General features: G+C 43.9%; 28 protein-coding genes and 2 rRNA genes. 9 read left to right on the plus strand and 21 right to left on the minus strand.

The features are described 5' to 3' along the window. Together FTU44_RS03435 and rrf are read left to right on the plus strand one after the other, a co-directional pair. Positions 1 to 104: ribosomal RNA gene (locus FTU44_RS03435) — 23S ribosomal RNA — on the plus strand; the annotation flags it as partial. A gap of 215 nt (positions 105 to 319) precedes the next feature. After that, positions 320 to 434: ribosomal RNA gene (gene rrf / locus FTU44_RS03440) — 5S ribosomal RNA — on the plus strand. Between the two features lie 292 nt (positions 435 to 726). Here the strand turns inward: rrf and FTU44_RS03445 are convergent. The 5 genes from FTU44_RS03445 to rplM all read right to left on the minus strand — a co-directional run bounded on the left by FTU44_RS03445 (position 727) and on the right by rplM (position 3,651). Continuing rightward, complete coding sequence (locus FTU44_RS03445) at positions 727 to 1,374, minus strand: hypothetical protein (RefSeq protein WP_005169443.1); 648 nt, start codon at positions 1,372 to 1,374, stop codon at positions 727 to 729. Between the two features lie 19 nt (positions 1,375 to 1,393). Then, positions 1,394 to 1,822, minus strand: coding sequence for a ClpXP protease specificity-enhancing factor (locus tag FTU44_RS03450; protein ID WP_005098047.1), 429 nt, complete (start codon positions 1,820 to 1,822; stop codon positions 1,394 to 1,396). Positions 1,823 to 1,831: 9 nt separating this feature from the next. Then, positions 1,832 to 2,485 carry a glutathione S-transferase N-terminal domain-containing protein gene (locus FTU44_RS03455; protein WP_005098044.1) on the minus strand — a complete coding sequence of 218 codons (654 nt, stop codon included), beginning with the start codon at positions 2,483 to 2,485 and terminating at the stop codon, positions 1,832 to 1,834. A 337-nt stretch (positions 2,486 to 2,822) separates the two neighbouring features. After that, positions 2,823 to 3,209, minus strand: coding sequence for a 30S ribosomal protein S9 (gene rpsI / locus FTU44_RS03460; RefSeq protein ID WP_005007735.1), 387 nt, complete (start codon positions 3,207 to 3,209; stop codon positions 2,823 to 2,825). 13 nt (positions 3,210 to 3,222) lie between these two features. Beyond that, positions 3,223 to 3,651, minus strand: coding sequence for a 50S ribosomal protein L13 (gene rplM / locus FTU44_RS03465; RefSeq protein WP_004281682.1), 429 nt, complete (start codon positions 3,649 to 3,651; stop codon positions 3,223 to 3,225). A 305-nt stretch (positions 3,652 to 3,956) separates the two neighbouring features. Here rplM and pdxA point away from each other — a divergent pair, with 305 nt between their 5' ends. Genes pdxA through FTU44_RS03480 form a run of 3 tightly spaced genes read left to right on the plus strand, consistent with a single transcriptional unit; the run spans position 3,957 to position 6,623 of the window. After that, a complete protein-coding gene (gene pdxA / locus FTU44_RS03470; RefSeq protein WP_180049510.1) occupies positions 3,957 to 4,925 on the plus strand; it encodes a 4-hydroxythreonine-4-phosphate dehydrogenase PdxA in 969 nt (322 codons plus the stop codon). A gap of 33 nt (positions 4,926 to 4,958) precedes the next feature. Then, a complete protein-coding gene (gene rsmA, locus FTU44_RS03475; protein WP_005169455.1) occupies positions 4,959 to 5,771 on the plus strand; it encodes a 16S rRNA (adenine(1518)-N(6)/adenine(1519)-N(6))-dimethyltransferase RsmA in 813 nt (270 codons plus the stop codon). Positions 5,772 to 5,777: 6 nt separating this feature from the next. Further along, positions 5,778 to 6,623: a symmetrical bis(5'-nucleosyl)-tetraphosphatase gene (locus tag FTU44_RS03480; protein ID WP_179999777.1), complete on the plus strand. Its 846-nt coding sequence runs from the start codon at positions 5,778 to 5,780 to the stop codon at positions 6,621 to 6,623. Positions 6,624 to 6,675: 52 nt separating this feature from the next. Here the strand turns inward: FTU44_RS03480 and FTU44_RS03485 are convergent, their stop codons facing one another. From FTU44_RS03485 to FTU44_RS15160, 8 genes are all read right to left on the minus strand, one after another. Beyond that, positions 6,676 to 7,122, minus strand: coding sequence for a DUF2147 domain-containing protein (locus FTU44_RS03485; RefSeq protein WP_005098035.1), 447 nt, complete (start codon positions 7,120 to 7,122; stop codon positions 6,676 to 6,678). A 148-nt stretch (positions 7,123 to 7,270) separates the two neighbouring features. Further along, the gene (locus FTU44_RS03490; RefSeq protein WP_005098033.1) at positions 7,271 to 7,720 is read right to left on the minus strand and encodes a DUF2147 domain-containing protein; all 450 of its coding nucleotides are present in this window, start codon (positions 7,718 to 7,720) and stop codon (positions 7,271 to 7,273) included. 61 nt (positions 7,721 to 7,781) lie between these two features. Then, positions 7,782 to 8,231, minus strand: coding sequence for a DUF2147 domain-containing protein (locus FTU44_RS03495; protein ID WP_005098031.1), 450 nt, complete (start codon positions 8,229 to 8,231; stop codon positions 7,782 to 7,784). A 183-nt stretch (positions 8,232 to 8,414) separates the two neighbouring features. Continuing rightward, positions 8,415 to 8,861: a DUF2147 domain-containing protein gene (locus tag FTU44_RS03500; RefSeq protein WP_180049512.1), complete on the minus strand. Its 447-nt coding sequence runs from the start codon at positions 8,859 to 8,861 to the stop codon at positions 8,415 to 8,417. 86 nt (positions 8,862 to 8,947) lie between these two features. After that, positions 8,948 to 9,622, minus strand: coding sequence for an LrgB family protein (locus FTU44_RS03505; protein ID WP_005098028.1), 675 nt, complete (start codon positions 9,620 to 9,622; stop codon positions 8,948 to 8,950). 9 nt (positions 9,623 to 9,631) lie between these two features. Beyond that, positions 9,632 to 10,003, minus strand: coding sequence for a hypothetical protein (locus FTU44_RS03510; protein ID WP_180049514.1), 372 nt, complete (start codon positions 10,001 to 10,003; stop codon positions 9,632 to 9,634). Between the two features lie 35 nt (positions 10,004 to 10,038). Then, a complete protein-coding gene (hflX, locus tag FTU44_RS03515; RefSeq protein ID WP_005098022.1) occupies positions 10,039 to 11,379 on the minus strand; it encodes a ribosome rescue GTPase HflX in 1,341 nt (446 codons plus the stop codon). A 77-nt stretch (positions 11,380 to 11,456) separates the two neighbouring features. Then, positions 11,457 to 11,588, minus strand: a complete 132-nt coding sequence (locus tag FTU44_RS15160; RefSeq protein WP_257226382.1) for a hypothetical protein — start codon at positions 11,586 to 11,588, stop codon at positions 11,457 to 11,459. A gap of 189 nt (positions 11,589 to 11,777) precedes the next feature. Between FTU44_RS15160 and FTU44_RS03520 the strand changes: the two genes are divergently transcribed. Next, positions 11,778 to 12,584, plus strand: a complete 807-nt coding sequence (locus tag FTU44_RS03520) for a 1-acyl-sn-glycerol-3-phosphate acyltransferase (RefSeq protein WP_005098020.1) — start codon at positions 11,778 to 11,780, stop codon at positions 12,582 to 12,584. 294 nt (positions 12,585 to 12,878) lie between these two features. Here FTU44_RS03520 and FTU44_RS03525 read toward each other — a convergent pair whose 3' ends face one another. Beyond that, positions 12,879 to 14,513, minus strand: coding sequence for a phospholipase D family protein (locus tag FTU44_RS03525; protein ID WP_100535391.1), 1,635 nt, complete (start codon positions 14,511 to 14,513; stop codon positions 12,879 to 12,881). 101 nt (positions 14,514 to 14,614) lie between these two features. Between FTU44_RS03525 and FTU44_RS03530 the strand changes: the two genes are divergently transcribed. Continuing rightward, positions 14,615 to 15,625 (plus strand): metallophosphoesterase, encoded by a 1,011-nt coding sequence (locus FTU44_RS03530; protein ID WP_034608396.1) that lies wholly within the window; start codon positions 14,615 to 14,617, stop codon positions 15,623 to 15,625. A gap of 24 nt (positions 15,626 to 15,649) precedes the next feature. On the opposite strand, the gene FTU44_RS03535 is transcribed toward FTU44_RS03530, so the two are convergent. From FTU44_RS03535 to FTU44_RS03545, 3 genes are all read right to left on the minus strand, one after another. Then, a complete protein-coding gene (locus FTU44_RS03535) occupies positions 15,650 to 16,051 on the minus strand; it encodes a hypothetical protein (RefSeq protein WP_100357973.1) in 402 nt (133 codons plus the stop codon). A gap of 130 nt (positions 16,052 to 16,181) precedes the next feature. Further along, the gene (locus FTU44_RS03540) at positions 16,182 to 17,489 is read right to left on the minus strand and encodes an MFS transporter (protein ID WP_074383499.1); all 1,308 of its coding nucleotides are present in this window, start codon (positions 17,487 to 17,489) and stop codon (positions 16,182 to 16,184) included. Positions 17,490 to 17,631: 142 nt separating this feature from the next. Then, entirely contained in the window at positions 17,632 to 18,276 is a 645-nt protein-coding gene (locus FTU44_RS03545) for a hemolysin III family protein (protein WP_074383498.1), read from the minus strand. A 103-nt stretch (positions 18,277 to 18,379) separates the two neighbouring features. Between FTU44_RS03545 and FTU44_RS03550 the strand changes: the two genes are divergently transcribed. Both FTU44_RS03550 and FTU44_RS03555 read left to right on the plus strand, forming a co-directional pair. Further along, positions 18,380 to 19,603 carry an SAM-dependent methyltransferase gene (locus FTU44_RS03550; protein WP_005169484.1) on the plus strand — a complete coding sequence of 408 codons (1,224 nt, stop codon included), beginning with the start codon at positions 18,380 to 18,382 and terminating at the stop codon, positions 19,601 to 19,603. Next, the gene (locus tag FTU44_RS03555; protein WP_005169487.1) at positions 19,597 to 20,028 is read left to right on the plus strand and encodes a GNAT family N-acetyltransferase; all 432 of its coding nucleotides are present in this window, start codon (positions 19,597 to 19,599) and stop codon (positions 20,026 to 20,028) included. The genes FTU44_RS03550 and FTU44_RS03555 overlap by 7 nt, the downstream gene beginning before the upstream one ends. 70 nt (positions 20,029 to 20,098) lie before the next feature. Here FTU44_RS03555 and FTU44_RS03560 read toward each other — a convergent pair whose 3' ends face one another. The 4 genes from FTU44_RS03560 to FTU44_RS03575 form a co-directional block, all read right to left on the minus strand. Continuing rightward, the gene (locus FTU44_RS03560; RefSeq protein WP_034608399.1) at positions 20,099 to 20,440 is read right to left on the minus strand and encodes a hypothetical protein; all 342 of its coding nucleotides are present in this window, start codon (positions 20,438 to 20,440) and stop codon (positions 20,099 to 20,101) included. A gap of 160 nt (positions 20,441 to 20,600) precedes the next feature. Then, positions 20,601 to 22,736, minus strand: coding sequence for a 3-hydroxyacyl-CoA dehydrogenase NAD-binding domain-containing protein (locus FTU44_RS03565; RefSeq protein ID WP_180049516.1), 2,136 nt, complete (start codon positions 22,734 to 22,736; stop codon positions 20,601 to 20,603). Positions 22,737 to 23,032: 296 nt separating this feature from the next. Further along, entirely contained in the window at positions 23,033 to 24,238 is a 1,206-nt protein-coding gene (locus FTU44_RS03570) for an acetyl-CoA C-acetyltransferase (protein ID WP_180049517.1), read from the minus strand. Between the two features lie 170 nt (positions 24,239 to 24,408). Then, a complete protein-coding gene (locus FTU44_RS03575; RefSeq protein ID WP_005169495.1) occupies positions 24,409 to 25,419 on the minus strand; it encodes an AraC family transcriptional regulator in 1,011 nt (336 codons plus the stop codon). Positions 25,420 to 25,586: the final 167 nt, after the last annotated feature.

A 25,586-nucleotide genomic window follows, 5' to 3' on the forward strand; every position in this document is an offset into this window, starting at 1 on the left:
GTCCTCTAAAGAGCCGTTGAAGACTACGACGTTGATAGGTTGGATGTGGAAGCATAGTGATATGTGAAGCTGACCAATACTAATTGCTCGTGAGGCTTGACTATACAACACCCAAACAGTTGTTGTACGAACTGCGCAAGCAGTGAGCTGGAATTGATTCAAAACCAAACAGTCAATACTGACTGATCTTGATTCAGAATACGCTAGAACATATACTTTGACTCAAATAACATTCTGTTAATAACTCTTTTGGTACTAAGTAAGGCAAACACTACAAAAAAGTAGTTAAATAAGACCCGAACAAGTCCATAACAGTTGTGCTGGCGACAATAGCAAGAGTGAACCACCTGATCCCTTCCCGAACTCAGAAGTGAAACCTCTTTGCGCTGATGGTAGTGTGGGGTTACCCATGTGAGAGTAAGTCATCGCCAGCTCATTATTCGAAACACCCCCCTGCATAAGCAGGGGGGTGTTTTTTTGTGTGCGGGATTTTTAAGAACTTTTAATAAGCAATATTGAAACTACTAGAGCTTCTCAAACTTATTGAAGTGCTTAAATATATTTATATTTCAAAGCTGATCAAAACTTTCTTAGGAGGGTTGTTCTTATAGGAGTGATAGGAGATCTTGAATCTTGGGTTTGCTCTAAAATAATTGATAGGCCGATCTTATAAATCTTGGCAAATAAAAAAACCAGCAAAATGCTGGTTTTTGATTGCAGTTCATTTTAACCAAATACGCGCATTACGGCTGCGATTAATACCCAAAGAATTGCAATGGCGATGATGGGTTCAACAATCTTTGCCCATGTTGGGGTTTCTACAAGAACGACGTCTTCAACATCTTGATGCTGATGATTCTGGCTTACCATTTGATTAAACTCCTTCATTGATGCCTCCAATGATAGCTCTTCTTGTACAATTGGTTTAGAGCCTTTGAGTTCTGTTAGGTTGTTTGTTGTCCAAACCCAATCATCTGCTTGACCGGATAAATGTTCAATCTGGCCGGTGAGTAGTTCTTGAATGCTGTTAAGATTATGATTGCCGGTATCATGTAACTGTTTTAATTCAGTGAGCTGTAAATGGAAAATTTCCGAGGTGCTTTGTTCTAGTTGAGTTCGATCCAGAGCTGACTGGTTTTCCGAATGGGTGGCCAGATGACGCACGACTTCCAGTATATATAATTCATCAGGATGATTAATTTCGTTATAAATTTTTTGTGGATTGTTGCGCCACTCGGTAATCAGTTTGCCTAAAGTTAAGGCATTAATTTCAGTTATATATTTTCGTCTTTCTTCTTTCGTATGGTCTTTTAGAAGCTCAGGCTTTTGAGTTTCTATCTGTTCAACAAAATATTGTACTAAATCAAAAGCCATTCACTTGCTCCATTATTTTTTAATCTAATAACCTTAAAGTTGGTTTTTTCTTTGGCTGTTCAGGTTTTTCTTCAGTGCTTGATTTTAAAGCATCTTCATCGGTTTGTGTATGTTCATATTCACTTGGATCAAAGAATAAACCTTGGCCGTTTTCACGTGCGTAAATACCGAGTACGGCTGCCATAGGGACATAGATATCACGAGAGACACCACCAAAGCGAGCAGAGAAGCTAATTGCATCATTGCTCATATGTAGCGCATGTACCGCATGAGGCACAATATTCAGCACAATCTGCCCATCTTTAATAAACTGCTCAGGAACCATGGTATTTGGACGTGTCGCATCGACCAGCAAGTAGGGCGTCATATTGTTATCGCAAACCCACTCATAGATTGCGCGTGCCATATAGGGACGAGTAGGGCTAAGGTTGAATTCTTGTTCGGACATGATGTTTCTCTACAGGTTCTTGATTTGTGCTGAATAACGGTTTTTTTCCTGCAATGTCATAGATTTTACAAAGGCAGGACGACTGAAAATTCGCTGGCAATATAAATAAAATGGACGGCATTGCTGCTGCGGTAATTCTATGCCCATCTGTTTCAGGCGGATAAAAATTGGCGCCAACATGCAATCCAGAATACTGAATTGTTCAGACATAAAATAGGGAAAATGCTGGAATAGTGGCATCAATGAGGTCAGGATATCTTGTAACTGCTTCTGTGCCTGGTTTTTGGCTTTTTTATCTAGGGTGTCTGGATGACGTAACATGATATCGGCCAGTTGTAGCCAGTCATTTTCAAAGCGCCAGATGTATTGACGTTGCTCCGCACGCGGCATCGGCGCATCGGCATACAGTTTATTCTGACGATAGCGATCATCTACATATTCAGAAATAATTGAAGTATTGAATAATTTGAGTTCATTTTCGATTAGCATCGGCAACTGATTATAAGGATTGAGACTGGCCAGATCCTCGTCATCTGTATCTACCAGAATCAGGTTGTATTTAATTTGCTTCTCGGCAAGCACATAGCGAATCCAATGGGAACGGAAGTCATCGGCATGACTATATAAGGTAATTCCTTGAAGAGGCGCGCTTTCGACTGACATAAATCCTGATGAAGTTCTAATGAATAGACTAGGATACTAAAATTCAACCTAAAAAGCACCAAGCATCAAAGATCAATCGGCTTGAGCCAAGGTAGATTATAAGAAAAATATCTGGAGAAAAACAGCATGCTTATTAAACCGCTCATCATCCTGCTATTTATTGTTATTGGTGTGGCAAATTATTATCTGAGTAAATCATTTTGGTGCCATGACGGGGGCTGGGGTAAAGATATACATGAACAATAACCGCAAAAATATCCTTCAATATTGATAATGAATACTTATAAAAAAAGCCTTGGAATAATCCAAGGCTTTTTTGTCCGGTTCGGTAAACGAATTAACGTTTAGAGAACTGAGGACGTTTACGAGCTTTACGTAAACCAAGTTTCTTACGTTCAACTTCACGAGCATCACGAGTAACGAAACCAGCTTGACGAAGAGCAGGTTTTAAAGTCTCGTCAGAAGCGATCAATGCACGAGTAATACCGTGACGGATTGCGCCTGCTTGACCACCGATACCACCACCAGCAACAGTGATGTAAAGGTCATATTTCTCAGTTGCTTCAAGCAGCTCAAGAGGTTGGTTAACCACCATACGAGCAGTTTCACGACCGAAATACTGTTCAAGAGTACGGTTGTTAATTACGAGTTTACCAGTACCAGCTGATAGGAAAACACGTGCAGTTGCGGTCTTACGGCGACCTGTACCATAATTAGTAGCCATGTGCTGTTATCCCTTAGATGTCCAAAACTTGTGGCTGTTGAGCAGCGTGTGGATGCTCAGTACCTGCATACACTTTCATTTTCTTGATCATTGCATAACCAAGAGGACCTTTAGGTAACATACCTTTAACAGCTTTTTCTAGAACTGCTTCTGGTTTGTGAGCGATTAACTTTTCAAAGTTAGTCTCACGGATACCACCAGGGAAACCAGTGTGGCGATAGTATTTCTTATCTTGTGACTTTTTACCAGTCACAGTGATTTCTTCAGCATTGATTACAACGATATAATCGCCAGTGTCAACGTGAGGAGTATAAGAAGTCTTGTGCTTACCGCGTAAACGACGAGCGATTTCAGTCGCAAGGCGACCTAAAGTTTTGCCAGAAGCATCAACAACGTACCAGTCGTGTTGAACCTCAGCTGGCTTAGCGCTGAGAGTTTTCATTAAACCACTACCTATTATAGTTGGTTTGGACTATGGAATCTGTCCAAACTAAAGGAGACGCGATTCTAAACGAATACGTGAAGAATCACAAATGAAAATTGAAATTTCAAGCGCTGTATTTTATCTAATCTCCTGAAATAAGGAAAGGCATAAACCTGGATATCTCGCAAAAACGATGACTATATTTGTAACTATCCCTTCAATCGTATCAAAATATTGATTTATAAGGACGCTTTGCAATGATCGCTGCAGCCTGGATATGATCGGGTTATAATATTTCTCAGCTTTGCCAAATTGAGAAGATGATGCTGCCTTTATATGTCACCAGCGGGGAACCTGCCGGAATTGGTCCCGATATTTGCCTGAGTCTGGCAGAACGTGTGGATGAACGTCCGATTATAGTATTAGCCGATCTGAATATGCTGAAAGCCCGTGCAGATCAATTGAAATTGTCTGTGGCGTTGATTGAATATACCGGACAGGACGCATCTTCAAAAAAAGGTCAGCTGTATGTTGAACATGTGCCACTCAATCAGCCTGTGGTATTAGGTGAATTGAACCCAAACAATGCCGCTTATGTATTAGAACAACTGCGACGATCTGCGGACTATGCCATGTCAGCTAAAAGTGTCGGCGTGGCAACTGCACCGGTGCAAAAGTCTGTGATGAATGAAGCTGGCATCCATTTCAGCGGTCATACCGAATATTATCAAGAATTTGCAGGCGTTGAGCGGGTGGTGATGATGCTGGCGACCAAGACTTTACGTGTGGCTTTAGCAACGACGCATCTTCCTTTACGTGCCGTTGCCGATGCGATTAGCAAAGAGCGTTTGCATCAAGTCATTGATATCCTGATTCACGATCTGAAATCCAAATTTAAGATTGAACATCCGCATATTTTGGTTTGCGGTCTCAATCCGCATGCAGGCGAGGGTGGCTATTTGGGTATGGAAGAAATTGAAGTGATTAATCCGGTACTCGAAAGCTACCGTGCTCAAGGCATCAATATGAGTTTAAGCTTGCCCGCAGATACGTTATTTACCCCGGAAAACTTAAAAGATGCCGATGCGGTTCTGGCGATGTATCACGATCAGGGCTTACCTGTGTTAAAATCACAGGGCTTTGGTGAAGCCATTAATATTACCCTCGGCTTACCCTTTATTCGTACATCTGTAGATCATGGCACAGCACTCTCCCTTGCGGGTACGGGACTTGCGAAAAGTTCCAGCCTGCACGTTGCTGTCGATTTAGCCCTCGATCTGGCGCGCCACTGATTATTGTTCATCACTCACGTTGGAAATGTTTTTATGTATCAAATTAATGCCTTAAACCCAAAAGAAGAAGGGCATCAGGCTCGAAAACGATTTGGTCAAAACTTCTTACATGACCAACGTGTCATTGCCAAAATTGTACGCTCAGTCAACCCACGTCCAGGTCAGAACATTCTGGAAATTGGGCCGGGTCTGGCCGCATTGACCTCACCTTTGATTGGTGAATGTGATGCATTGACTGTGGTCGAACTTGACCGTGATTTGGCTGCGGGCCTGCCGGGTCGTGTACCACATCCAGAACGTTTAACCATTATTGAAGCCGATGCACTGCGCTTTGATTATTCAACATTATTTGAAGAAGGCCGTCCGCTGCGCGTGGTTGGTAACTTGCCCTATAATATTTCTACTCCCCTGCTTTTTCATCTTTTGGAATTTGGTGGCAAAGTGCAGGACATGCACTTCATGCTGCAAAAAGAAGTGGTTGATCGGATTACCGCATTACCAAATACTAAGGAATATGGCCGTTTGTCAGTCATGATCCAGTATTTCTGCAAACCGACTTTCCTGTTTGAAGTACCACCGGGATCTTTCAATCCGCCACCAAAAGTAACCTCGGCGGTATTTCGTTTAGAGCCTTATGCAGACAAGCCGATTGTGGCCAAAAATGAAAAAGCGCTGGCACGTCTGGTATCTCATGTCTTTACCCAGCGTCGTAAAACCTTGCGCAATAGCTTAAAAGGCATGCTGGTTGAAGATGGTTTTGAAAAAGCGGGTGTTGACCCGATGGCACGTCCAGAAACTCTGACCCTTGAACAGTTTGTTGCACTTTCAGATCAAATGGTGGCTTAAATAACGATGAACCGCACTGTTCGATATAATTATGTAATTGGCGATGTGCAAGGCTGTTTTGAGGCCTTGAAAGCTCTGCTCAAAGAAATCCGCTTCGATGCAGATCAGGACTTTATCTGGTTTGCTGGAGACTTGGTGGCACGAGGTGAAAACTCAATTGCTGCACTGCGGTTTATCAAGAAGCTGGCCGAACAGGGATCGGCTGCAACAGTCTTGGGTAATCATGATTTGACTTTATTGGCCTATGCCCGCGGCATCAAGCCGATTAAAGAAAAAGACAATGTTCGTGATGTGATTGATGCCATCGACAGCGATGACCTGATTGACTGGCTGCGTAAACAGCCGCTGTGTCTATTTCCAAATGAGCAGACTATTCTGACCCATGCAGGGATTCCGAATATCTGGAATGCAGAAAAAACTGCTCAATTGGCACAAGAAGTTGAAGCCATCATTTCTAATGATGACTTCGATGTGCTGGATGATTTTTTGAAAGAGATGTTTGGGAAAGAACCCGCACTGTGGTCAGACCAGCTAAAGGGCCATGAGCGTATTCGCTGTATCGTGAATTATTTGACCCGAATGCGTCTCACTGATGCAGAGGGGCGTCTGGAATACAGCTTTAAAGATGCGCTGGATGATCCAATGCCGGAAGGATTTAAACCCTGGTTTGAATTTGAGTCATTAGCAGCGCAAAGCCATCAGATTCTGTTTGGTCACTGGGCCGCCTTGAACGGTAAAACCATTTCAAACAAGATTCAAAATGTAGATGGCGGTTGTGTTTGGGGCAATCAACTGATGGCATTCCGCTTGGAAGATCAGCAGATGTTCGCGGTTGATAATCCGGTGATGTAAGCACATTTCATAAAAAAGCCACGTGATTACGTGGCTTTTTTAGTTTTAAAATTTAGTCTGCACGAATCCAGGTCTGGTTACGGCCTAGAACTGAAACACCTACACTGGCGCGCAGGGTTAAACGTTTGCCAGTGTTGTTTAAACGCATTTTTGCATCATAAATTTTACCTGCTAAAGGATCAATCACTTTACCTTTTTCATAGTTATTGGTGCCTTTAACATGTTTTAAGCCCTTGATAATTGTCATGCCTAAAATAGGCTGATTGGTATAGGGAGCAGGGCAGGCATTACATTTTTCACGTGGTGTATAGCCCGGACGCGGGGTAACTTTCACAATTTTAGCAGAGTAAGTGTCGTTAGGCTCTTGGCTAATTACGATAATCGCTTTGGCAGCTCCCGTTTTATCATCAATTTGTTGCCAAGTTCCAGTAATATCTTCCGCCCAAAGGGTCATGCTAAACCCTGTGGTCAATGCGGCAAGTAATATTTTTTTTAACATAGAGAGTCATTCCAGAGAGTTTTTTGTCATCGCGCCCTCATGTTAGGAACTATGATTAAATAGTCAATAATTATCTGAATACTATAGAGTTAATGTACTAAAAAAAGCTGCCAAGTTGGCAGCTTTTATTAATATTGAGAATTGGATACTAATCCTGACGAATCCAGGTCTGGCTGCGGCCTAAAGCAGAAACGCCGACATAACCACGCAAGGTTAAACGTTTACCATTGGCATTCAGACGTACTCTGGCATCGTAAATTTTACCCGCCAACGGGTCGATCACACGGCCTTTTTCATAGTTATTGGTGCCTTCCACATGTTTTAAGCCAGTCAGTACATCCATGCCCAGAATAGGTTGATTGGTATAGGGAGCAGGACATTTATTACAGGTTTTCTGTGGGGTATAGCCCGGACGTGGCGTAACTTTGATAATTTTTCCGGCAAACGTACCGTTATCATTTTGGCGAATTTCAATCACTGCTTTTGGTGAACCGGTTTTGTCATCAATTTGTTGCCAGGTGCCTGTTAAGTCCTGTGCATACGCAGTGCCAGTCATCATGGCAGCGATGAATATTAATCCTAATTTAGATTGTTTCATTATATTTATCCTTTTTTTTATAGATGAAATAAAATATCTCCAACACAAATGTGCTGCTTTATTAATCCTGGCGAATCCAGGTTTGTGTACGGCCGATGGCAGATATCCCAATGTATCCACGTAGAGTCAGTCGTTTCCCATTGGCAGAAATCCGCCCTTTTAAATCATAAATTTTGCCAGTTAAAGGGTCGAGTATTTGACCATGTCCATAGTTATTCTTGCTGGTTGGTTTCAGCCCTTTAATGATCTCTAGTCCTAAAATCGGTTTGTCTGTATATGGGGGTGGGCACTTTATACATTTTTCCCGTGGCGTATAGCCTGGTCGCGGTGTAACTTTGTGAATGTTCCCAGTATAAGAACCATCTGCCTGAGTTTTCATTTCAATCAGTGCTTTAGGTGAGCCGGTTTTATCGTCAATCTGTTGCCAGAAACCCGATAACTCCTGCGCAAATGCCATGGAGCAGGTGACTATAGAGGCTGTAAATACACCTAAAATTGCAATTTTCTGCATACGATATCCTTATGACAACGCATCAAATTCCATTTGATACATATTATGTAAATTCTACTTATTATACTTTCATAATCCATGAGAAAAGCATATGTTCAATATTCATACAACTTAATGTATGAAAATGCAAGCTTCTCTCTGCTAAATTTTAAACTCATCACATTTTATTCAATAGAGTATGAATTAATCCTGTTTAATCCAGGTCTGGCTGCGACCCAGGGCCGAAACGCCTACATAGCCGCGTAAAGTCAGACGTTTACCATTACTGCTTAATTTTGCCTTGGTGCTATACACATTCCCGGATAATGGATCGAGTAGTTTGCCTTGAGCAAAGTTATTATTGCCGGTGTGCTTCAGGCCTGTCAGTACATCCAGTCCAAGAATCGGTTTATTGGTATAAGGTGCAGGACAAGAGACACAATTTTCTTTTGGGGTATAGTCCGGGCGCGGCGTGATTTTGGTAATTTTGGCCGTATAAGTGCCTGTAGCTGTTTCGCGAATTTCCAGGAATGCTTTAGGTGAACCGGTTTTATCATCGATATTGCGCCATGTCCCTGACAGATCCGAAGCTAAGGCCAGATGGCTGAAAGAGGTTAAAAGTAAAGCCGAGAATAATTGAACCTTTTTCATATTTCTGTTCCTTGAATAAAATTGTTTTATGTTTGTATATTAGGAACGATTAAAGCACAAAACAAACAATTAAAATGATTCACTAGTCACATTTTTTGCAAATAAAGTATAAAAGTAGGCAGCCAGATGGCAGTAAACACCGCATTGACTGCCATACCGAAAGCGGCATAACGTCCTGCAACACTGCCACGCTGCCAGGCCTGAGCTGTACCAATCGCATGTGCTGCCAATCCTAAGGCCAGTCCGGAAGCACGTTCATCATTGATATGCCGCAGGATAAACGGTGAAAATGCTGCGCCAATCACTCCGGAAAGAATCACAATCAGAATCACCATACTGATTGGAGCATCCAGCAAGGTGGCGATATTAATCGCAATGGGTGTCGTCACCGCCCGAGTCGCGAAAGCCATAATATCTGCGGAAGACATATGCAGCAGATATGCCAGTCCCATTGGTAGGGCGACAGCACTGATACTGGCAAAAACCAAGATACCGATAATCGCTTTTAGTGGTAAGTCATCATAGCGCATTGCAGCCAGTGGAATGGCCAGGGCGACGGTCACATAGCCAAGTAAATGATTGAAGAGCGGATTCACTTGATCCATGTAATTTTGATAAGGAATCCCGAGCACAAATAAAATTGCAAGCACAAAGAACATGCTAAATACGATGACAGGAATTTGCGGGATGATCCGGTTACAGGGTTTGGCAATCAGATAGGCCATCAGCGTGACCGCAAAGCCATATAAAATAGATAACATGCGGTACTCCTATAACCAGCGCTTGGCCATTTTGGCGTAAATCCATAAAGGAATCAGGGTGCTGAAAAACATGATGAACAAAAATGCCGGAATTTTCTGGCCCATATGGACCAGCATCATCAGTGCACCTGCACTGACAGGCAGGAAAGCAAAGGCGCTTTCCTTCATCAGCTTGTTATTGGTGTCTACGAGACGAGTGGGAAGTTTACCGAAATAGCGCCAGGTAAAAAGGGCAATCAATAAGCTGAGTAACCCTACCAGATTGCCCAATTCAGGATGATCCAGCTGGGTCATGAGCCAGACGGATGCTTCCCGAAAGACAATAATAAGTAACAGGGTGCCGATCCATGCTGGCCAGTCTATTCGTTTTATCCAGTTCATTCGTATGATCAATTATTAAGTTTACTTATCAAGTTTTACTCGATCTTTGACCGGATTTCAAACGCTTCCAGTGGACGTTGAAACTGCTGCGCCTGTTTTCCCAAAATTTCATCTAAAGGTAAATGCGCCTGTTTAATCAGCTGCTCCAATTTTTGTGCTGCAATCCGAATATGTAAATGCAGCTGACCTTCATCATCATAATGTTCTGACTGGATTACATTTAAACCATAAAGCTGGTTGCGCAGCTTGCCGTAGGCGGGTTTCAGAATCAGGTCAAAGGATTGCAATTGTCCCATCAGGGCTTCATGTACCGCTTTACGCAGCAGGTCGATCCCTTCGCCACTATGTGCTGAAACATAGACACGTTCTGGCTCACCCGGGCGTCGATAAATAATTTTGGCCTCATCGCCGCTACAGTCAATTTTATTGTAAACCTGCAGGATCGGAACATCGGCACCAATTTCTTTCAAGACTTTTTCAACCGCTTCAATCTGCTCCAGCATTTCTGGACTACTTGAATCGATGACATGCAGCAACAGGGTAGCTTCTACGGTTTCTTCCAGGGTCGCCTTAAAGGATTCAACCAGCGAGTGGGAAAGATTGCGAACAAAACCCACCGTATCTGCCAATACCAGATTACCGATGCCATCCCATTCCAGACGTCTTAAAGTCGGGTCCAAGGTGGCAAAAAGCTGATCGGCTGCATAGACATCACTCTTGGCCAGCAGGTTAAACAGGGTCGATTTGCCGGCATTGGTATAACCGACCAAAGACACAGTGGGGACAGCTGCTTTTTGACGGGCAATACGACCTTGCATTCGGGTCTGGCGGACTTTATCAATTTTGGCTTTCAGTTGTCCCATGCGAATACGCAGTAAACGACGGTCAGTTTCAAGCAGGGTTTCACCCGGGCCACGCAAGCCAATGCCGCCTTTTTGGCTGTCGAGATTGCCACGGCTGCGAATTAAGCGGGATGATAAATGTTGCAGTTGTGCCAGTTCGACTTGCAGCTTGCCTTCATAGGTACGGGCACGCTGGGCGAAAATATCTAAAATCAGTTCGGTACGATCGACCACACGGCACTTGATGACCTGTTCCAGATTACGGGCCTGGGCCGGTGTCAGGGCATGATCGACAATGACCAGATTGGCGTCCAGTTCTTTTACGCGTTCGGCGATTTCTTCTGCTTTGCCTGACCCGATAAAAAATTTGGCATCCGGTTTGACGCGTTGAGCATGAATATGTTCCAGAATTTCGGCATCTGCAGATTGCGCCAGCAGATTAAACTCTTCAGCATCAAGGTCATCCAGCATTTGTACGCTGACACTCACCAGAATGACGCGTTCTTTCCCCCGATGTTGTTCTAAATATTCCACTCAGGCCAATCTCCACTTGAAAGCTTTAGTGTAGTTGAAAAAGAGCGAGGCAGATACTGAATTAGCGCGGCTTTGGTTTAAAGTGCGGTGACAAACAGTTGTGCAAGTGTTACCAGTACAGAGGCATAGATACAGGTACCACCCAAAATATATTTGAGCACTTGTAAAGGCTGAAGCTTTTCATTCGCAGGCTGGGTTTGATCTGGCATGGCAGCGATCCTTTTTAATCTAATATTCCGATGTTTTTATTCTAAATGATTTATTAATCCAATTAAAATTGAAGATATAGATCTTATTGGTCGGTTTTTATTATCAATGCATGTTGCGAATGAACAGTATAGAATGAGTTTAATTCGTGGATATTCCCTGTATCTAGCTTAGGATTTAGTGACGTTTTTATGAACCCAACTGTACAAGATCAAACATCTCACCGACATGGCTTGGCAAAATTCTGGCTTTATACGCGAAAAGTAACAGCTTCACTGGCTGTTATCAGTGAAGGGTTCTATTTGGTTTTCCGTCACGGTTTATACAAAAATCCGAACAATCCAACCAATACCCGTTATGTGCAACATTTTTGTCGACAGTTGTGCAAAGTATTCAACATAGAAGTCCAGGTGCACGGTGAAATTCCGCGCGAACCCGCTTTATGGGTGAGTAACCATGTGTCCTGGCTCGATATTGCAGTTTTAGGTTCAGGGGCACGCGTATTTTTTCTGGCCAAAGCAGAAATTGAAAACTGGCCAATTCTGGGTAAATTGGCCAAAGGTGGCGGCACTTTATTTATCAAACGTGGTTCTGGTGATTCGGTGCGTATCCGCGAACAGATTACCGGATTTTTAAAACAGAATATTCCCGTATTATTTTTTCCTGAAGCCACCACTTCAGATGGGCGAGCCATTAAAAAAGTACACGGCCGGATTTTGGGTGCTGCGATTGAGGCACAGCGTCCTGTGCAAATTTGCCTGATTTGTTATGTGAATCAGCAGGGCGACCTCGATGTGGTTGCGCCGTTTATCAATGACATCAGTTTTGCAGCCCATGTCAAAAAAGTACTGGAAATGCCACAAGTGATTGCACATTTAGTGGCTTTACCTGCAATCGCGACTGAGGGGCACACTGTTGAAAGCCTGACCCGTGTGGTACAGCAAACCATGCAGGCTGGCTTGGTGGAGTTGCAATCGCGTGTACTAGAAAAGACTTAATAAAAAACAACTGGATGAGAAATTTAGGCATTTGATATCTATTCTTGGGAATAGACGTGTATAGCCTTATCTTTGCTTTAAACATTTAAATGGCTTTGTGTTGGCGAAACTCTACTTTTGACAGACCAAAAGTAGGCAAAAGTCTTTATTAGCCATACACGACGTCCTGTCGTGATAGATAATATGTGACATCCTTGCCACACTCGAATGTCTGAAACTTGGGCAAATCCATGAGAAGCAGGCAGCGTTAAATAAGAGGCTATTTTAAATAGTTCAACTCAAGCTGTTTGTCACTTACATAAACCCTTCGATTGGTAACCAGGACACCAGTTTGAGCCCAGCTTTTTGGTACCATCTTATTCCGGGTTCTTTGGTGAAGGTTTTAACCTCTCCATTGGCTTTCTTGATTTTCCAGTTAATATTCTGGTTGGCATCCAGCACCAGTTTATAGGCATATTTACTTAAGTTCTGATCCATGGTTTGGTGCACTGCCTGTGCTAAAGAGGGACTATTCAGTAAGACACCAATTTCAGTGTTGAGATAGGCAGAACGTGGATCAAAGTTAAAAGAACCAATAAACACCTGTTTTTGATCGATTGCCATCAGCTTGGCATGCAGGCTGGAGCGGCTCAGACCTTTCAGGCTGACTTTGGCTTTTTTGGAAATTTCCGCTGTATTGGCATTGAGATGATCGGCATCTGGCGCTGCAAGGAACTCATATAGCTGCACATCATTTTCCAATAAATCCTGACGATATTTGGCATAAAAGGCATGTACAACGGCAACATCATTGGCTTTAAACGAATTGGTCAAGACACGGACCTCGATATTTTCATCCGCCAGTTTCTTTAAACGATCTGCGCCAATTTTTTCCGGAACAAAATAGGCAGAGACAATATCAACACTTTGTTCAGGTTTTTCCAGATGTTGTAATAACTGGAAGTTGAGATGTTCTTCGGCTTTGGCCTTGGCCTTGATTTTGCTTGGAGGATCTTTGACCACTTCGGCTTCGACCCAATCCAGTTGAATGTTTTGTTCCAGCCATTGGTCAAATGCTCTGGAACGATTGGCCAGATCCAGATAATTCTGTGTGGCCTGATCCTGACTGTGCTTTTCCAGTTGTTGTTTCAGGCTTGGAAAGCGTAAGCCATGATGGCGCGGATTGACAATCTGTTGCACCGGATAGGCATAATCATCATTCCAGTATTCATCGAAGGAATGAATGATTTCATCCGATGCTGCACCGACCAGCATCACATCGACATCGGAAAACTGATAAATTTCACTGACATTATAATATTGGTTACTCATATTGCGTCCACCAATCAGGGCAATCTGGTTGTCGGCAATAAAACTTTTATTATGCATGCGGCGATTAATACGCTTTAAATCCAGCACCATGTCCATGGCACGATATTTTCGAAAACGGTAGGGATTATACAGTTTAACATCGATATTCTGATGCTGGTTTAAGGCCAGATAAATACCTTCCATTTTCTTGGCATTATTGTCATCCATTAGCAGACGCACTTTTACGCCACGATCTGCCGCCTGAATAATCGCATGCAGGGCAAGGGTGCCAATCCGGTCGTTGTCCCAAATATAATATTGTAGATCCAGACTACGCTCGGCCTTCTTAATCAGCTGGATACGCGCACCCAGTGCTTCGAGTGGGTCATAGAGCACACGATAGCCGGTCAGGCCGATGTTCTGTTCACGTAAAGGTTCAACAATTTGCGCCAAACTGGTTTGTGAGGTATCTGTTTCAAATGCCATCTGGCTAGGCTGCTCAGTTTGCTTGGGCAAAGTACTGCATGCAGGAAGACCCAAGATCATGCTACAGCTCAGTAAAATCCCAGCTTTATAGCGGTAAATTGATGAAAAGCTGGGAGATTTTGAATGAGCTTGAACGTGGGGAGCAGTGGCCATATAAGTCGAAGAATGAAAAATTAGAATTGAGTATAATTGCCAGCTATGAAAAGATAAATATAAAGCCAGTAATCAGCTTCTCGACTCGACAAGGCAAATCTATGTGGGATACCAGTTCCGTACTTTTTTATTTTTATTTAGGCATGGCCATTCTGGCCATCTGGGCTGTGTACCAGGCATGGTCGAGTCAATCTCGTACCGAGACCATTCATCCATTTAAAGCATTTTGTCATTTGTTGGCTTTTTACCTGTCCTATTTACTGGTTCCACTGGTGTTCTTCAGTATTTATGCCGGATGGAGCGGTTATTATTCCTTGCATGAAGCTGTTTTTGTATTTTTGATCAGCGCCGTCTTGAGTTATGCACGCTTTATCGAGCCGCATTTAATTCAAGTGAAAACGACACAATATCAGATCAATGCGGATAAACGCTTAAAGCAACCCGTCCGGATTGCCCTGATTGCAGATTTACATATCGGTCTGTTTTCTGGTCATGAACGGCAGTTGCGACAAATTGTGCATAAGTTAAATCATGTTCAACCCGATTTGGTGGTGGTGGCCGGAGACTGGACTTATGAGCCGGAAAATAAACTGGCACAAGAACTGGCAGTTTTAAAAGAAATTCATGCCCCAGTCTATTCCGTCAATGGCAATCATGACGAGCAATATCCGGGACCACCGATTCAGGAACTGTTGCATTATGCACTGCAAGTCAATCAGGTCATGGATATTGAAGGGCAAATTGTCGAATTTGATGAATTTCGGCTCTTGGGTGTGGGCGATCTCTGGGCGGGTAAAGCCGATATGCGCAGTCTGCCAGATTTACCTCAGGACAAGCCTTGGGTCATTTTGTCGCATAATCCCGATACGGTGGATATGATTCCCAAATTGCCGACACGTCCTCTCATGCTGGCTGGACATACCCATGGCGGACAGGTGGAATTGCCTTGGCTGACCGATTATGTCATGAAAAAAGTATCAATTTTGGGGCACAAGAAGGGCATGTACCGTCATGAACATGCAGATGTGTTTGTCACGGTTGGCACCGGTTTGGTCGGCGTACCTTTTCGTTTTCGAGTACCACCCACCATTGATATTATTGAACTGATCTAAATGGAGATATTGTCCTGTTCAGCTTTAACTGATGATCCAGATCAGGATCAATAACAGCACTGCAATGGCTGCCAGAATCCAGATTTTATTTTCAATTTTTCGGGTTGGGACGTCTTCGCGTAATTGTCGTGCGGTGATTTCAGCTTCTGTGGGGGTATTCAGGCTCGGATGGGTCGGAATTTCAAGGGGAGGCGTTACCAGGTCAATCTCACCCGCATCATCACTAAAGCGCGGTCCTGTGCTTTCAGTTTTCATGACCACATCGTGCTCACGGACAATTTCCTCAATCACTTGCAGCGCCTGGATTTCATCCAAGGTCGTGTGCTCGGTGATATAGCGAACGGCCTCTATTTTTTTATCATCTTCCAGCAAAATGATAATATTGACCAACTGTTCCTGGGTTAGGGATTCAATAAGCTCCTGCATTGCCTTGCCTCATTGTCTGGTTGAGTCCATTTGATTGTTGAGCAAATTTAACGAGATAAGTAGCAGAGTTTTGTTGTGAAATCATAAAAAAGCCAGCATCGAATGCTGGCTTTTAAATCAAACTAAGACTTTAAATTTGATTATTTACATCATCATTCTTGGTTTCACGAATCAACAGAAATGCAATCAGTGACAGGATTGATGCTGCGGTCAGGTAATAACCGACTGCAGACAGACCGTAAGTTGTTGCCAGTTTGGTGGCAATCAGCGGAGCAAAGGATGCACCAAAGATGCCTGCCAGGTTAAAGGTCAATGCAGAACCGGTATAACGTACTGAAGTCGGGAATATTTCAGACAATACAGTACCGATTGGCCCATAGGTTAAGCCCATGATCGCCAGACCAATACACAAGAACAGGAATACCACCAGCGTGCTGCCAGATTCCAGCATATCTGCAAAGAAAATCCCGAAGATGGCAGAGATAACACAGACTGCAATCGAGGTGGTTTTACGGCCAAATTTCTCGGCCAATACTGCAGAAAGTGGAATAAAGGCAGCAAAACATAGGGTTGCAACCAACTGCAATTGCAGGAATTCTTCACGAGAATAACCTAGCTGTTTAGTACCCCATTGCAATGCAAATACTGTGGTGAGGTAGAACACCACGAAGGTACAAATTGCAGCGATGGTGCCGAGTACCAGCATGCGAGAATGTTTTTTGAAGACTTGAACAAATGGAATGTTCACTTCTTTTTGTTTATCTAGCACCTTTTGGAATGCCGGGGTTTCATGCAGTTTTAAACGAATCCATAAACCGACAATCACCAGCAAGGCACTTGAGATAAATGGAATACGCCAGCCCCAAGCCATAAAGTCAGCCTCAGACATGAAAGCGCCCAACGTCAGGAAAGAACCTGTTGCCAGAATAAAGCCGATTGGAGCACCCAGTTGCGGGAACATGCCATACCAGGCACGTTTACCTTCAGGTGCATTCTCGGTGGCAAGAAGTACGGCACCTGACCATTCACCACCCAGCCCCAAGCCCTGACCTAAACGACAGAGTGCAAGCAAGAGTGGTGCAGCAATCCCGATTTGCGCATAAGTGGGCAAGAGGCCAATCGCAACGGTGGAAATACCCATGGTCAGCAAGGCAGCGACCAATGTGGCTTTTCGCCCGATCCGGTCACCCAAATGACCAAAGAGTGCCGCACCAATCGGGCGGGCAATAAAGGCAATGGCGAAAGTGGCAAGCGACTGAATGGTGGCAGTCATCGGATCTGTACTTGCAGGGAAGAACAGATATGGAAAAATAATGACAGCAGCAGTGGCATAGATATAAAAATCGAAGAACTCGATTGTAGTACCGACCAAGCTCGCGGTTAAAACGCGAAATTTTGAATTTTGTGCTGGCTGAGCAGCAGAATTAGACGACGCCATGGAGAACCTTACACTTACTAAAAATAAAAAAGCTTAGTTTTAAAAGCGTAATCTTTTTAAAAAAGGCGTAATTTTTTAAAAAAACAACTGCAATCTTCTCGCTTTAACTCGCTCAGGGTCACTGAAATGAAAAAGAAGATGATTAAATCACGTAAAGATAGATAGACAGAAAATGTGATCCTGCGCCTATCAATACAAATATGTGCCAGATAGCGTGGGTATATCTTACTCTTTTTAAAGCGTAAAACAATGCACCTACGGTATAAGCCAATCCGCCAATGATCAGAAAGGTCAAAGATTGAGCACTAAGATATTGTTGCATATCATCCATCACCAGCAGCGCCAGCCAGCCCATGACCAGATAAGCCGCCAAAGAAATTTTCTGGAAACGATGAATGAAAACGAACTTGAACAGTGTACCAATGAGGGCGATCACCCAGAGTGCAATCAATAAATACTGGGCTTTGGCTGTTGGAATGGCAATTGACAGGAAAGGCGTATAGGTTCCGGCGATTAAATAATAAATTGCAGTATGATCAACTTTTTTATAAAAATAACGACGGTCTGCTGCGGTGGCCATGTGATAGAGCATGGACGCAGAGAAGAGCAAGATCATGCTCAGCGCATAGACCCAAAGTCCAATCCATTGTCCAGTACTGAGATAAGACCCTTTAATAATCAAAAGAATACCAGCAATTACCGATAGTCCAGCACCCACAGCATGACTGATATAATTAATTCGTTCCTCAGTGTGATCATAATCTGGAACCAGCGGCGCATTCTGCATGATTGTCATTCTTCTTTAAAATATACATTTGTATAGTAATTCAATTTTGCTTTTAGGTTAAGAAGATTTAAACTTGAGGGGCAATTCATTTCAGGTTTTATCTATGTCAACGTTGGCAACTCTCTCAGACCAAGAACAGCAGTTTTTAGATGTATTTCAGCAAGCTGTTGAAAGTGATCAATTTGATCGTCTGATCTTAAGCCAGTATAAAGGTGAACTGCAGGATTTAGAGAAAATGACCTTGCGAGTCATTTCATTAAATGGGCAAAAAGTACTGAGCTGTTTGTATCGCCATAAAACTCAGGATGTCACCAAAAACTATCCTTTAGCGGATGCACTGGCACAGGTGACAGTATTATTAGCATGTTGCAAGCAAGCCAATTTAATGACGCTAGATGAAGAATTACAGCTGAAAAAAAACAAGAAAAAAGCCATGTTGACCCGTACTAAAAACAAAAACTCGACGCTTCAGGTCAAGTCCGCTGAACAGGGTCATGACCGGATTAAACAACGTTATGTTGATCAGGACAGCATCTTTTTACAGCATCTCGGCATTAGCGATCATAACGCGCAGATCATTCCGAGCATGGCGCGTAAATGGAAACAGATTAATAAATTTGTCGAGATTTTTTCGGGTGCATTGGCGCAGCTCAAGCCACAAGTCGAAGGTCTGCGTGTGGTGGATTTTGGCTCCGGTAAAGGCTATCTGACCTGTGCTTTATATGACTATATGCAAAAACATGGTGAGACGCCGTGGGTTACAGGGGTGGAACTGAATCCGAAAATGGTCGAGTTCTGCCAAAAGGTCGCGCAACAATCTGGCTTTGATCAGCTCGACTTTTTTCAGGGCGATGTGCGTACTTATGCACCGAAACGCCTGGATGTAATGATCGCTTTGCATGCCTGTGATGTGGCAACGGATTTTGCGATTCACAGCGGTATTCGCCTGAATGCACAGATGATCATGTGTGCGCCATGTTGCCATAAGGAATTGCGCCCACAGTTACAGGCGCCAAAAGTGCTGAGTCCGATGCTGCAATTTGGTATTCATGCCGGTCAACAGGCAGAAATGCTGACCGATACCATTCGTGCGTTATTGCTGAAAGCCTATGGTTATGAAACCAAAGTTTTTGAGTTTGTGGCACTGGAACATACCAGTAAAAATAAAATGATTCTGGCGACGAAACGCAAAGATTACCAACAACCCGATCAGGAGGTCTTGAAACAGATTCAGGACTTGAAAGAAATGTACGCTATCCAAAAACATTCACTGGAATTGTTATTGAATAATCAGTGGGATCAGCAGGGGATTGGTTCTAAATGCTAAAGGATTCAGAGCTTAAAATTGTTTCGGGTGGTTGGGAGGATTTAGCGAAGCATGCCAAAACCATTCGCGAAGCCGTGTTTATTCAAGAACAGAATATCGCTGCTGAAGAAGAATGGGATGAGCAAGATGCCATTTCCATCCATTTTGTGGTCTATGAAAAGGGGCATGCGATAGCCACTGCAAGATTGCTGGCGAATAACAGTGTAGGTCGTGTTGCAGTGTTAAAGCCACATCGTGGCTTGAAGATCGGGCAGCAATTGATGCAGGCGATTATCGATTATGCCAAAGCAGATCATCGAAAAGATTTAAAACTGTCTTCGCAAGTACATGCCATCGGTTTTTATCAGGCATTGGGTTTTAAGGTTCAGGGCGAAGACTATCTGGATTGCGGCATCCCGCATATTAATATGTATTTAAACCTTTAATTTTTTAGTTATTGAGATACAAAAAAGCGAGGCATTGACCTCGCTTTTTTACGCCCTTACTGAATCAAGATCAGTGGCCATGCGCTGAGCTATGCTCGGCACTCTCCATATTGGCATGTTCTTCAGTTGACATATTATGTTCATTCGCTGTTGTATCGGAATGAGCCGTATTGGCAGTCGCACGTGCCTCACGATCTGCTTGAGCCTTCGCAATTGCTTCAGGAGACATGGTCGGTGCATTTTTAAAAGCATGCTGCTGGGTGGTTTGTTTATTTTGCTGGCTTGGCATGTAATCCGGTTCATTCGTCACCGCAAGCCAAAAAATAAACATGAATAATCCACCTAAAATACAGAAGATAATAAGTGCTTTCCAACCCCAAGGGGATTTTTCAGGTGAACTGTGATCAGTCATAGGTCTTACCCACGTGGATATCAAACTTATGTAACTTTATAACATAAATTGATCAAAAAGCAGATCAAAATCTGTCATTAGACGAGTGTATCCAGTGATTCAGCCAGATCCGGAAAATAAAAAGAGCAACTCAGTTCCTCTTTTTATTTAGAGCTCAAAATTATTGAATCGGCTGGCCTTCTGCTGCCCGGTCTTTCAGGAGTTGTGGTGCTTTGAAGCGTTCACCATACTTGTTTTCGAGTACCTTGGCACGGGTCAGCGCCTTGGCCAGACCATACTGATTTAAGAATTGCACCGCGCCACCCGTCCAGGCTGCAAAGCCAATGCCAAAAATGGAACCGACATTGGCATCGACCACAGACTCCAGCACGCCTTCTTCCAGACAGCGCACGGTATCCAGTGCCTGCACAAACAGGAAACGATCCATCATTTCCTGTTCAGAAAGATCAACCTCTTTTTTCCAGTGGTTGAGACCCGTCCAGAGCTGCTTTTTACCATTTTCTGGATAATCATAAAAACCTGCACCGGCAGCCTTACCTTTACGGTTAAACTCATGAATCATACTGTGAATGACTTCATCTGCGGGTGATTTGGTGATGGTCTGACCTTGTGCTTCTAAGACTTTGTATCTTTCATTGGCCACATGTTCGGAGAGGGTCAAGGACACTTCATCCTGAATGGCCAATGGCCCGACTGGCATACCGGCTTTGAGTGCAGCCATTTCAATCCGCGCCGGATGCACGCCTTCTGCCAGCAGGCGCAAACCTTCTTGAACGAACGTACCAAAGACACGACTGGTAAAGAAGCCACGGCTGTCATTTACCACAATCGGTAATTTGCCAATCTGCTGGACAAAGTCAAAGGCTTTGGCCAGTGTTTCTGCTGAAGTATTTTGCCCCTTGATGATTTCGACCAGCTGCATTTTATCGACCGGACTAAAGAAATGCAGACCGATAAAGTTTTGATCATTTTTTGAAGCCTGAGCTAAATCTGTAATAGGCAGGGTCGAAGTATTCGATGCCATCACGCCATGACTGGCAAGATACTGTTCTGCTTCTTGTGTGACTTGAGCTTTCAGTGCGGGATTTTCAAACACCGCTTCAATGATCAGGTCACAACCGGCCAGATCTTGATTGGATGCAGTCGCTTGAATCAGGCTTAAAACCTGATCTCGTTGATCAGCAGATAAACGTCCTTGAGCTACTTTTTTATCCAGCAGTTTCTGGCTATAAGCTTTACCTTTTTCAGCCGCTTCAATCGAAATGTCTTTTAAAATAACCTGAATGGCTTTGCTGGCAGTCACATAAGCAATGCCTGCACCCATCATGCCTGCGCCCAGAATGCCAACTTTAGTGGCTTTCCATTTCGCAACCTTTTGGGGACGGCTGGCACCGGATTTGATCGCATTCAATCCATGCCAAAAAGTAGCGATCATATTTTTAGAAATCTGACCGGTGGCCAGATAAGTAAAGTAACGCGATTCAATGGTCAGCGCCGTATCGACATCGACCTGAGCACCTTCTACCGCTGCCGACATGATTGCTTCAGGTGCAGGATAGCAACCTTTGGTTTTATCACGCAGCATCGCTGGGGCAATCGCCAGCATCTGTGCAACTGCTGGCGTTGAAGGGCTACCACCCGGAATTTTGTAGCCTTTTACATCAAAAGGCTGTTGTGACTTCGGATTGGCTTTGATCCAGACAATGGCTTTGTCTAAGAGTTCATCGGTATTGTCTGCCACATCGTGAATCAGCCCTAAAGATCGGGCTTTCTCTACACCCAACTGTTTGCCTTCCATCAACAAGGGAAAGGCATTTTGCAGGCCGAGCAGGCGCACGCTACGGACAATACCACCGCCACCGGGTAGTAAACCCAGTGTGACTTCAGGCAGGCCAAACTTGCTTTTAGGGTCATTCAAGGCAATACGATGATGGGCACACAGAGCAATCTCCCAGCCACCGCCCAGTGCTGTGCCATTTAGTGCAGCCACAACCGGAATGCCGCGGGTTTCGATATAACGCATCTGTGCTTTCATCTCTTCAATCATGTTGAAGAATTCAGTCGCATGTTCAGGTGTAGCTTGAATCAGTTCATCCAGATCGCCACCGGCAAAGAAGGTTTTTTTCGCAGACCGGAAAATGATGCCAGTAATATTTTCATCAGCTTTGAGTTTTTCTACGGTTTCAGCCAAAGCGCTACGAAAATCTGCATTCATGGTATTGGCAGACTGGTTTGGAGAATCAAAGGTCAGAATGACGATATTATCTTCAGTTTTTTGATATTGAATTGCGCTCATAAATTTTTATCCAGATCATAATGGGATGAATTTGGCATTAATATCCTGATTAGATTTTAGAAATTTTCCTTATTCCGGAGCCTTTCCAAATTCATCTAAATTCTTGGTTTAAGCTTCAGTTCGACCTGCCTTACGAAATGTATTTCTCATTTAGCAAAAGTAGGCAAAACCATTGTCATACGCAAAATCTATTAATTTTGTAAAACAATGATCTTGCGCTAAAACCAAAGCAGTGCTTTGGTTTTGCTCAGGTTGCATATGACTAAAACGTGAATCAAACACTTTAAATATTTGAGTTAAACCAATTCAATAATGGTGGCGATGCCCATACCGCCACCGACACACAGTGTGGCTAGTCCACGTTTTTTGCCTTGGCGTTCTAACTCATCCAGTAAAGTTCCCAGAATCATCGCGCCTGTTGCGCCCAATGGATGACCCATAGCGATTGCACCACCATTCACATTCACTTTCGCTGGATCAACATTGAGTTCGCTAATAAATCGCATCACCACCGCAGCAAAAGCTTCATTGACTTCAAACAGGTCAATATCATCAATCGTCAAGCCAGCTTTAGCCAAAGCTTTACGTGCTGCCGGGGCAGGGCCGGTCAGCATAATGGTAGGATCAGCCCCGACCAGCGCCGTGGCCAGTACTTTGGCACGCGGTTTTAAACCTTGTTCTTTGACCGCTTGTTCCGATGCGATGAGAACCACGGCTGCACCATCGACGATTCCGGAAGAATTCCCGGCATGATGCACATGATTCACCATGCCAACTTCAGGATATTTTTGTAGGGCGATGGCATCAAAGCCCATCTGTCCCATGGTCGCGAAACTAGGATTGAGTTTGCCTAAGCCTTCAGCAGTTGTGGTCGGTTTGATAAATTCGTCTTTGTCCAGAATCACCACACCGGCCTTGTCTTTGACCGGGATAACAGAAGCGTTGAAATAACCATTGGCTTGTGCGGCAGCGGCTTTCTTCTGGGATTGCTCGGCAAACTGGTCTACGTCGGTGCGGCTATAACCGTCAATCGTGGCAATCAAGTCCGCGCTAATACCTTGCGGAATAAAATCACAGGCCATATTGGTTTCAGGATCCAGTGCCCAAGGGCCACCATCGGAACCCATCGGCACGCGGGACATGGATTCGACACCGCCTGCAACGACCAGATCTTCCCAGCCAGAACGGACTTTTTGTGCAGCCAGATTGACAGCTTCCAGACCGGAAGCACAGAAACGGTTGATTTGTACACCGGCGACATCATTGTCCCAACCCGCTGCGATCGCCGCGGTTTTGGCAATATCGGCGCCTTGATCACCAATCGGAGTGACACAACCCAGCACAATATCATCGACTTTTGATGTATCAAATTGATGACGTGTCTGAAGTTCGTTAAGCAAGCCAGTCAGTAATGAAATGGGTTTGACTTGATGTAAAGATCCATCTTTTTTACCTTTTCCGCGTGGCGTGCGAATGGCGTCGATAATATATGCCTCGCTCATAGCATGTCCCTTTTATTAATTTGCTGAAAATTATTCTAATGACTCGAGTGTAATACTTAAATTTTGAAGTGCAATGACGAGAACGGACCAGATCATTTGATGATTTTTGCCAATAAAAAAAGCCCAGGTCTGGAAACCTGGGCTGGATAAGAGGATATCCAGAATTTTAATTAATGATAACCATGCAACTGGCGATATAGACCTGGGGTTACACCGGTCCATTTCTTGAAGGCACGATGGAAGGTACTGGTTTCACTGAAACCGACCTGCTGCGCGACATCTTCGAGGGTTAGATCTGGATTCAATAACAGATGAATCGCGGCATCACGGCGCAAGGCATCTTTCACACCTTGATAGCTTTTACCTTCGGCTGCCAGACGGCGGCGCAAGGTTTGAGGAGATAAATACAGCATTGACGCGACATCATTCAATGTCGGCATTTCTTCGCCAATCTGGCTCTTCAATACATCACGGATTCTTGAGGTCAGCGAGTTGGTATTTTTAAACTTCACCAAGAGCTGAGCAGGCGCAGCTTTCAAGAATTCCTCTAAGGTTTCTTCATTCTGACGGATCGGCAGGTCCAGATAGTCCGCAGCAAAAGTGATTTCGGTGCGTGGCATGTCGAACTGCATTACCGGCGCAAAGAACAGGGCATCATATTCGTCAGCATGGGCTGGACGTGGATAGCTAAAATGCACACGTTCCAGCGGTAAACGACGTTCAATCAGCCAAGATGCCAGACCATGCCAGATCATCAGCATACTTTCGGTAATAAAATGATCCGGATCCATTGCATTTGGAATGAGGGGCACCAGACGTGCTTCGTGTTTGTCACGTTCCAGGGTCACCGACCAGTCATCACCGAAGAGTTTATAGAACTGCGAGGAAAGTTCCAGTGCATCACCTAAGGTTTTGGCATGAATGATGAGCTGACACATGATGGCAAAAGTGCCCAATCGGCGTTGCTGTTTGTCAAAGCCAACATGCTCGTCCTGGGTCACCATCCATAACATTTTAATAAAGCGGGTATATTGTTCAGGTGAAATACGGGCTTTAGGTTGATGCAGCAGTTCTGCTTCAATTCCGACGTGAGACAATAAAGTATCGACATCCATGCCTAAGCGCTTGACGCCAGATAAGGCTGCATTGACGAAATGGATACTGATCGTATCACGACTCATGTTTAATCCTTCAGTCTCTTTAATGTTCACTAATATTTGACCTAAATGACGAAAAATAATAAAGCAATGGCAATTTACAAGAACACCTTTGCCATTTTCTTACATATTAGATTGCCGAAACTATCAAGGTAAATGGCTGAACATGACATTGTTTTTATGCATTTATG

The sequence above is a fragment of the Acinetobacter sp. YH12105 genome (assembly GCF_013419095.1).
Taxonomy (GTDB): domain Bacteria; phylum Pseudomonadota; class Gammaproteobacteria; order Pseudomonadales; family Moraxellaceae; genus Acinetobacter; species Acinetobacter pseudolwoffii.

Excerpts from the sequence above, each read along its gene's own strand:
- FTU44_RS03540 (WP_074383499.1), bottom strand. The coding sequence starts at position 17,489 with ATGGCGTCGTCTAATTCTGCTGCTCAGCCAGCACAAAATTCAAAATTT.
- FTU44_RS03480 (WP_179999777.1), top strand. The coding sequence starts at position 5,778 with ATGAACCGCACTGTTCGATATAATTATGTAATTGGCGATGTGCAAGGC.
- FTU44_RS03575 (WP_005169495.1), bottom strand. The coding sequence starts at position 25,419 with ATGAGTCGTGATACGATCAGTATCCATTTCGTCAATGCAGCCTTATCT.
- FTU44_RS03455 (WP_005098044.1), bottom strand. The coding sequence starts at position 2,485 with ATGTCAGTCGAAAGCGCGCCTCTTCAAGGAATTACCTTATATAGTCAT.
- rplM (WP_004281682.1), bottom strand. The coding sequence starts at position 3,651 with ATGAAAACTCTCAGCGCTAAGCCAGCTGAGGTTCAACACGACTGGTAC.
- rpsI (WP_005007735.1), bottom strand. The coding sequence starts at position 3,209 with ATGGCTACTAATTATGGTACAGGTCGCCGTAAGACCGCAACTGCACGT.
- pdxA (WP_180049510.1), top strand. The coding sequence starts at position 3,957 with ATGCTGCCTTTATATGTCACCAGCGGGGAACCTGCCGGAATTGGTCCC.
- FTU44_RS03535 (WP_100357973.1), bottom strand. The coding sequence starts at position 16,051 with ATGCAGGAGCTTATTGAATCCCTAACCCAGGAACAGTTGGTCAATATT.
- FTU44_RS03510 (WP_180049514.1), bottom strand. The coding sequence starts at position 10,003 with ATGAACTGGATAAAACGAATAGACTGGCCAGCATGGATCGGCACCCTG.
- FTU44_RS03490 (WP_005098033.1), bottom strand. The coding sequence starts at position 7,720 with ATGAAACAATCTAAATTAGGATTAATATTCATCGCTGCCATGATGACT.
- FTU44_RS03565 (WP_180049516.1), bottom strand. The coding sequence starts at position 22,736 with ATGAGCGCAATTCAATATCAAAAAACTGAAGATAATATCGTCATTCTG.
- FTU44_RS03560 (WP_034608399.1), bottom strand. The coding sequence starts at position 20,440 with ATGACTGATCACAGTTCACCTGAAAAATCCCCTTGGGGTTGGAAAGCA.
- FTU44_RS03570 (WP_180049517.1), bottom strand. The coding sequence starts at position 24,238 with ATGAGCGAGGCATATATTATCGACGCCATTCGCACGCCACGCGGAAAA.
- FTU44_RS03530 (WP_034608396.1), top strand. The coding sequence starts at position 14,615 with ATGTGGGATACCAGTTCCGTACTTTTTTATTTTTATTTAGGCATGGCC.
- FTU44_RS03545 (WP_074383498.1), bottom strand. The coding sequence starts at position 18,276 with ATGCAGAATGCGCCGCTGGTTCCAGATTATGATCACACTGAGGAACGA.
- FTU44_RS03505 (WP_005098028.1), bottom strand. The coding sequence starts at position 9,622 with ATGTTATCTATTTTATATGGCTTTGCGGTCACGCTGATGGCCTATCTG.
- FTU44_RS03550 (WP_005169484.1), top strand. The coding sequence starts at position 18,380 with ATGTCAACGTTGGCAACTCTCTCAGACCAAGAACAGCAGTTTTTAGAT.
- FTU44_RS03500 (WP_180049512.1), bottom strand. The coding sequence starts at position 8,861 with ATGAAAAAGGTTCAATTATTCTCGGCTTTACTTTTAACCTCTTTCAGC.
- FTU44_RS03525 (WP_100535391.1), bottom strand. The coding sequence starts at position 14,513 with ATGGCCACTGCTCCCCACGTTCAAGCTCATTCAAAATCTCCCAGCTTT.
- FTU44_RS03495 (WP_005098031.1), bottom strand. The coding sequence starts at position 8,231 with ATGCAGAAAATTGCAATTTTAGGTGTATTTACAGCCTCTATAGTCACC.
- FTU44_RS03445 (WP_005169443.1), bottom strand. The coding sequence starts at position 1,374 with ATGGCTTTTGATTTAGTACAATATTTTGTTGAACAGATAGAAACTCAA.
- FTU44_RS03485 (WP_005098035.1), bottom strand. The coding sequence starts at position 7,122 with ATGTTAAAAAAAATATTACTTGCCGCATTGACCACAGGGTTTAGCATG.
- FTU44_RS15160 (WP_257226382.1), bottom strand. The coding sequence starts at position 11,588 with ATGCCAGATCAAACCCAGCCTGCGAATGAAAAGCTTCAGCCTTTACAA.
- FTU44_RS03555 (WP_005169487.1), top strand. The coding sequence starts at position 19,597 with ATGCTAAAGGATTCAGAGCTTAAAATTGTTTCGGGTGGTTGGGAGGAT.
- FTU44_RS03450 (WP_005098047.1), bottom strand. The coding sequence starts at position 1,822 with ATGTCCGAACAAGAATTCAACCTTAGCCCTACTCGTCCCTATATGGCA.
- FTU44_RS03520 (WP_005098020.1), top strand. The coding sequence starts at position 11,778 with ATGAACCCAACTGTACAAGATCAAACATCTCACCGACATGGCTTGGCA.
- rsmA (WP_005169455.1), top strand. The coding sequence starts at position 4,959 with ATGTATCAAATTAATGCCTTAAACCCAAAAGAAGAAGGGCATCAGGCT.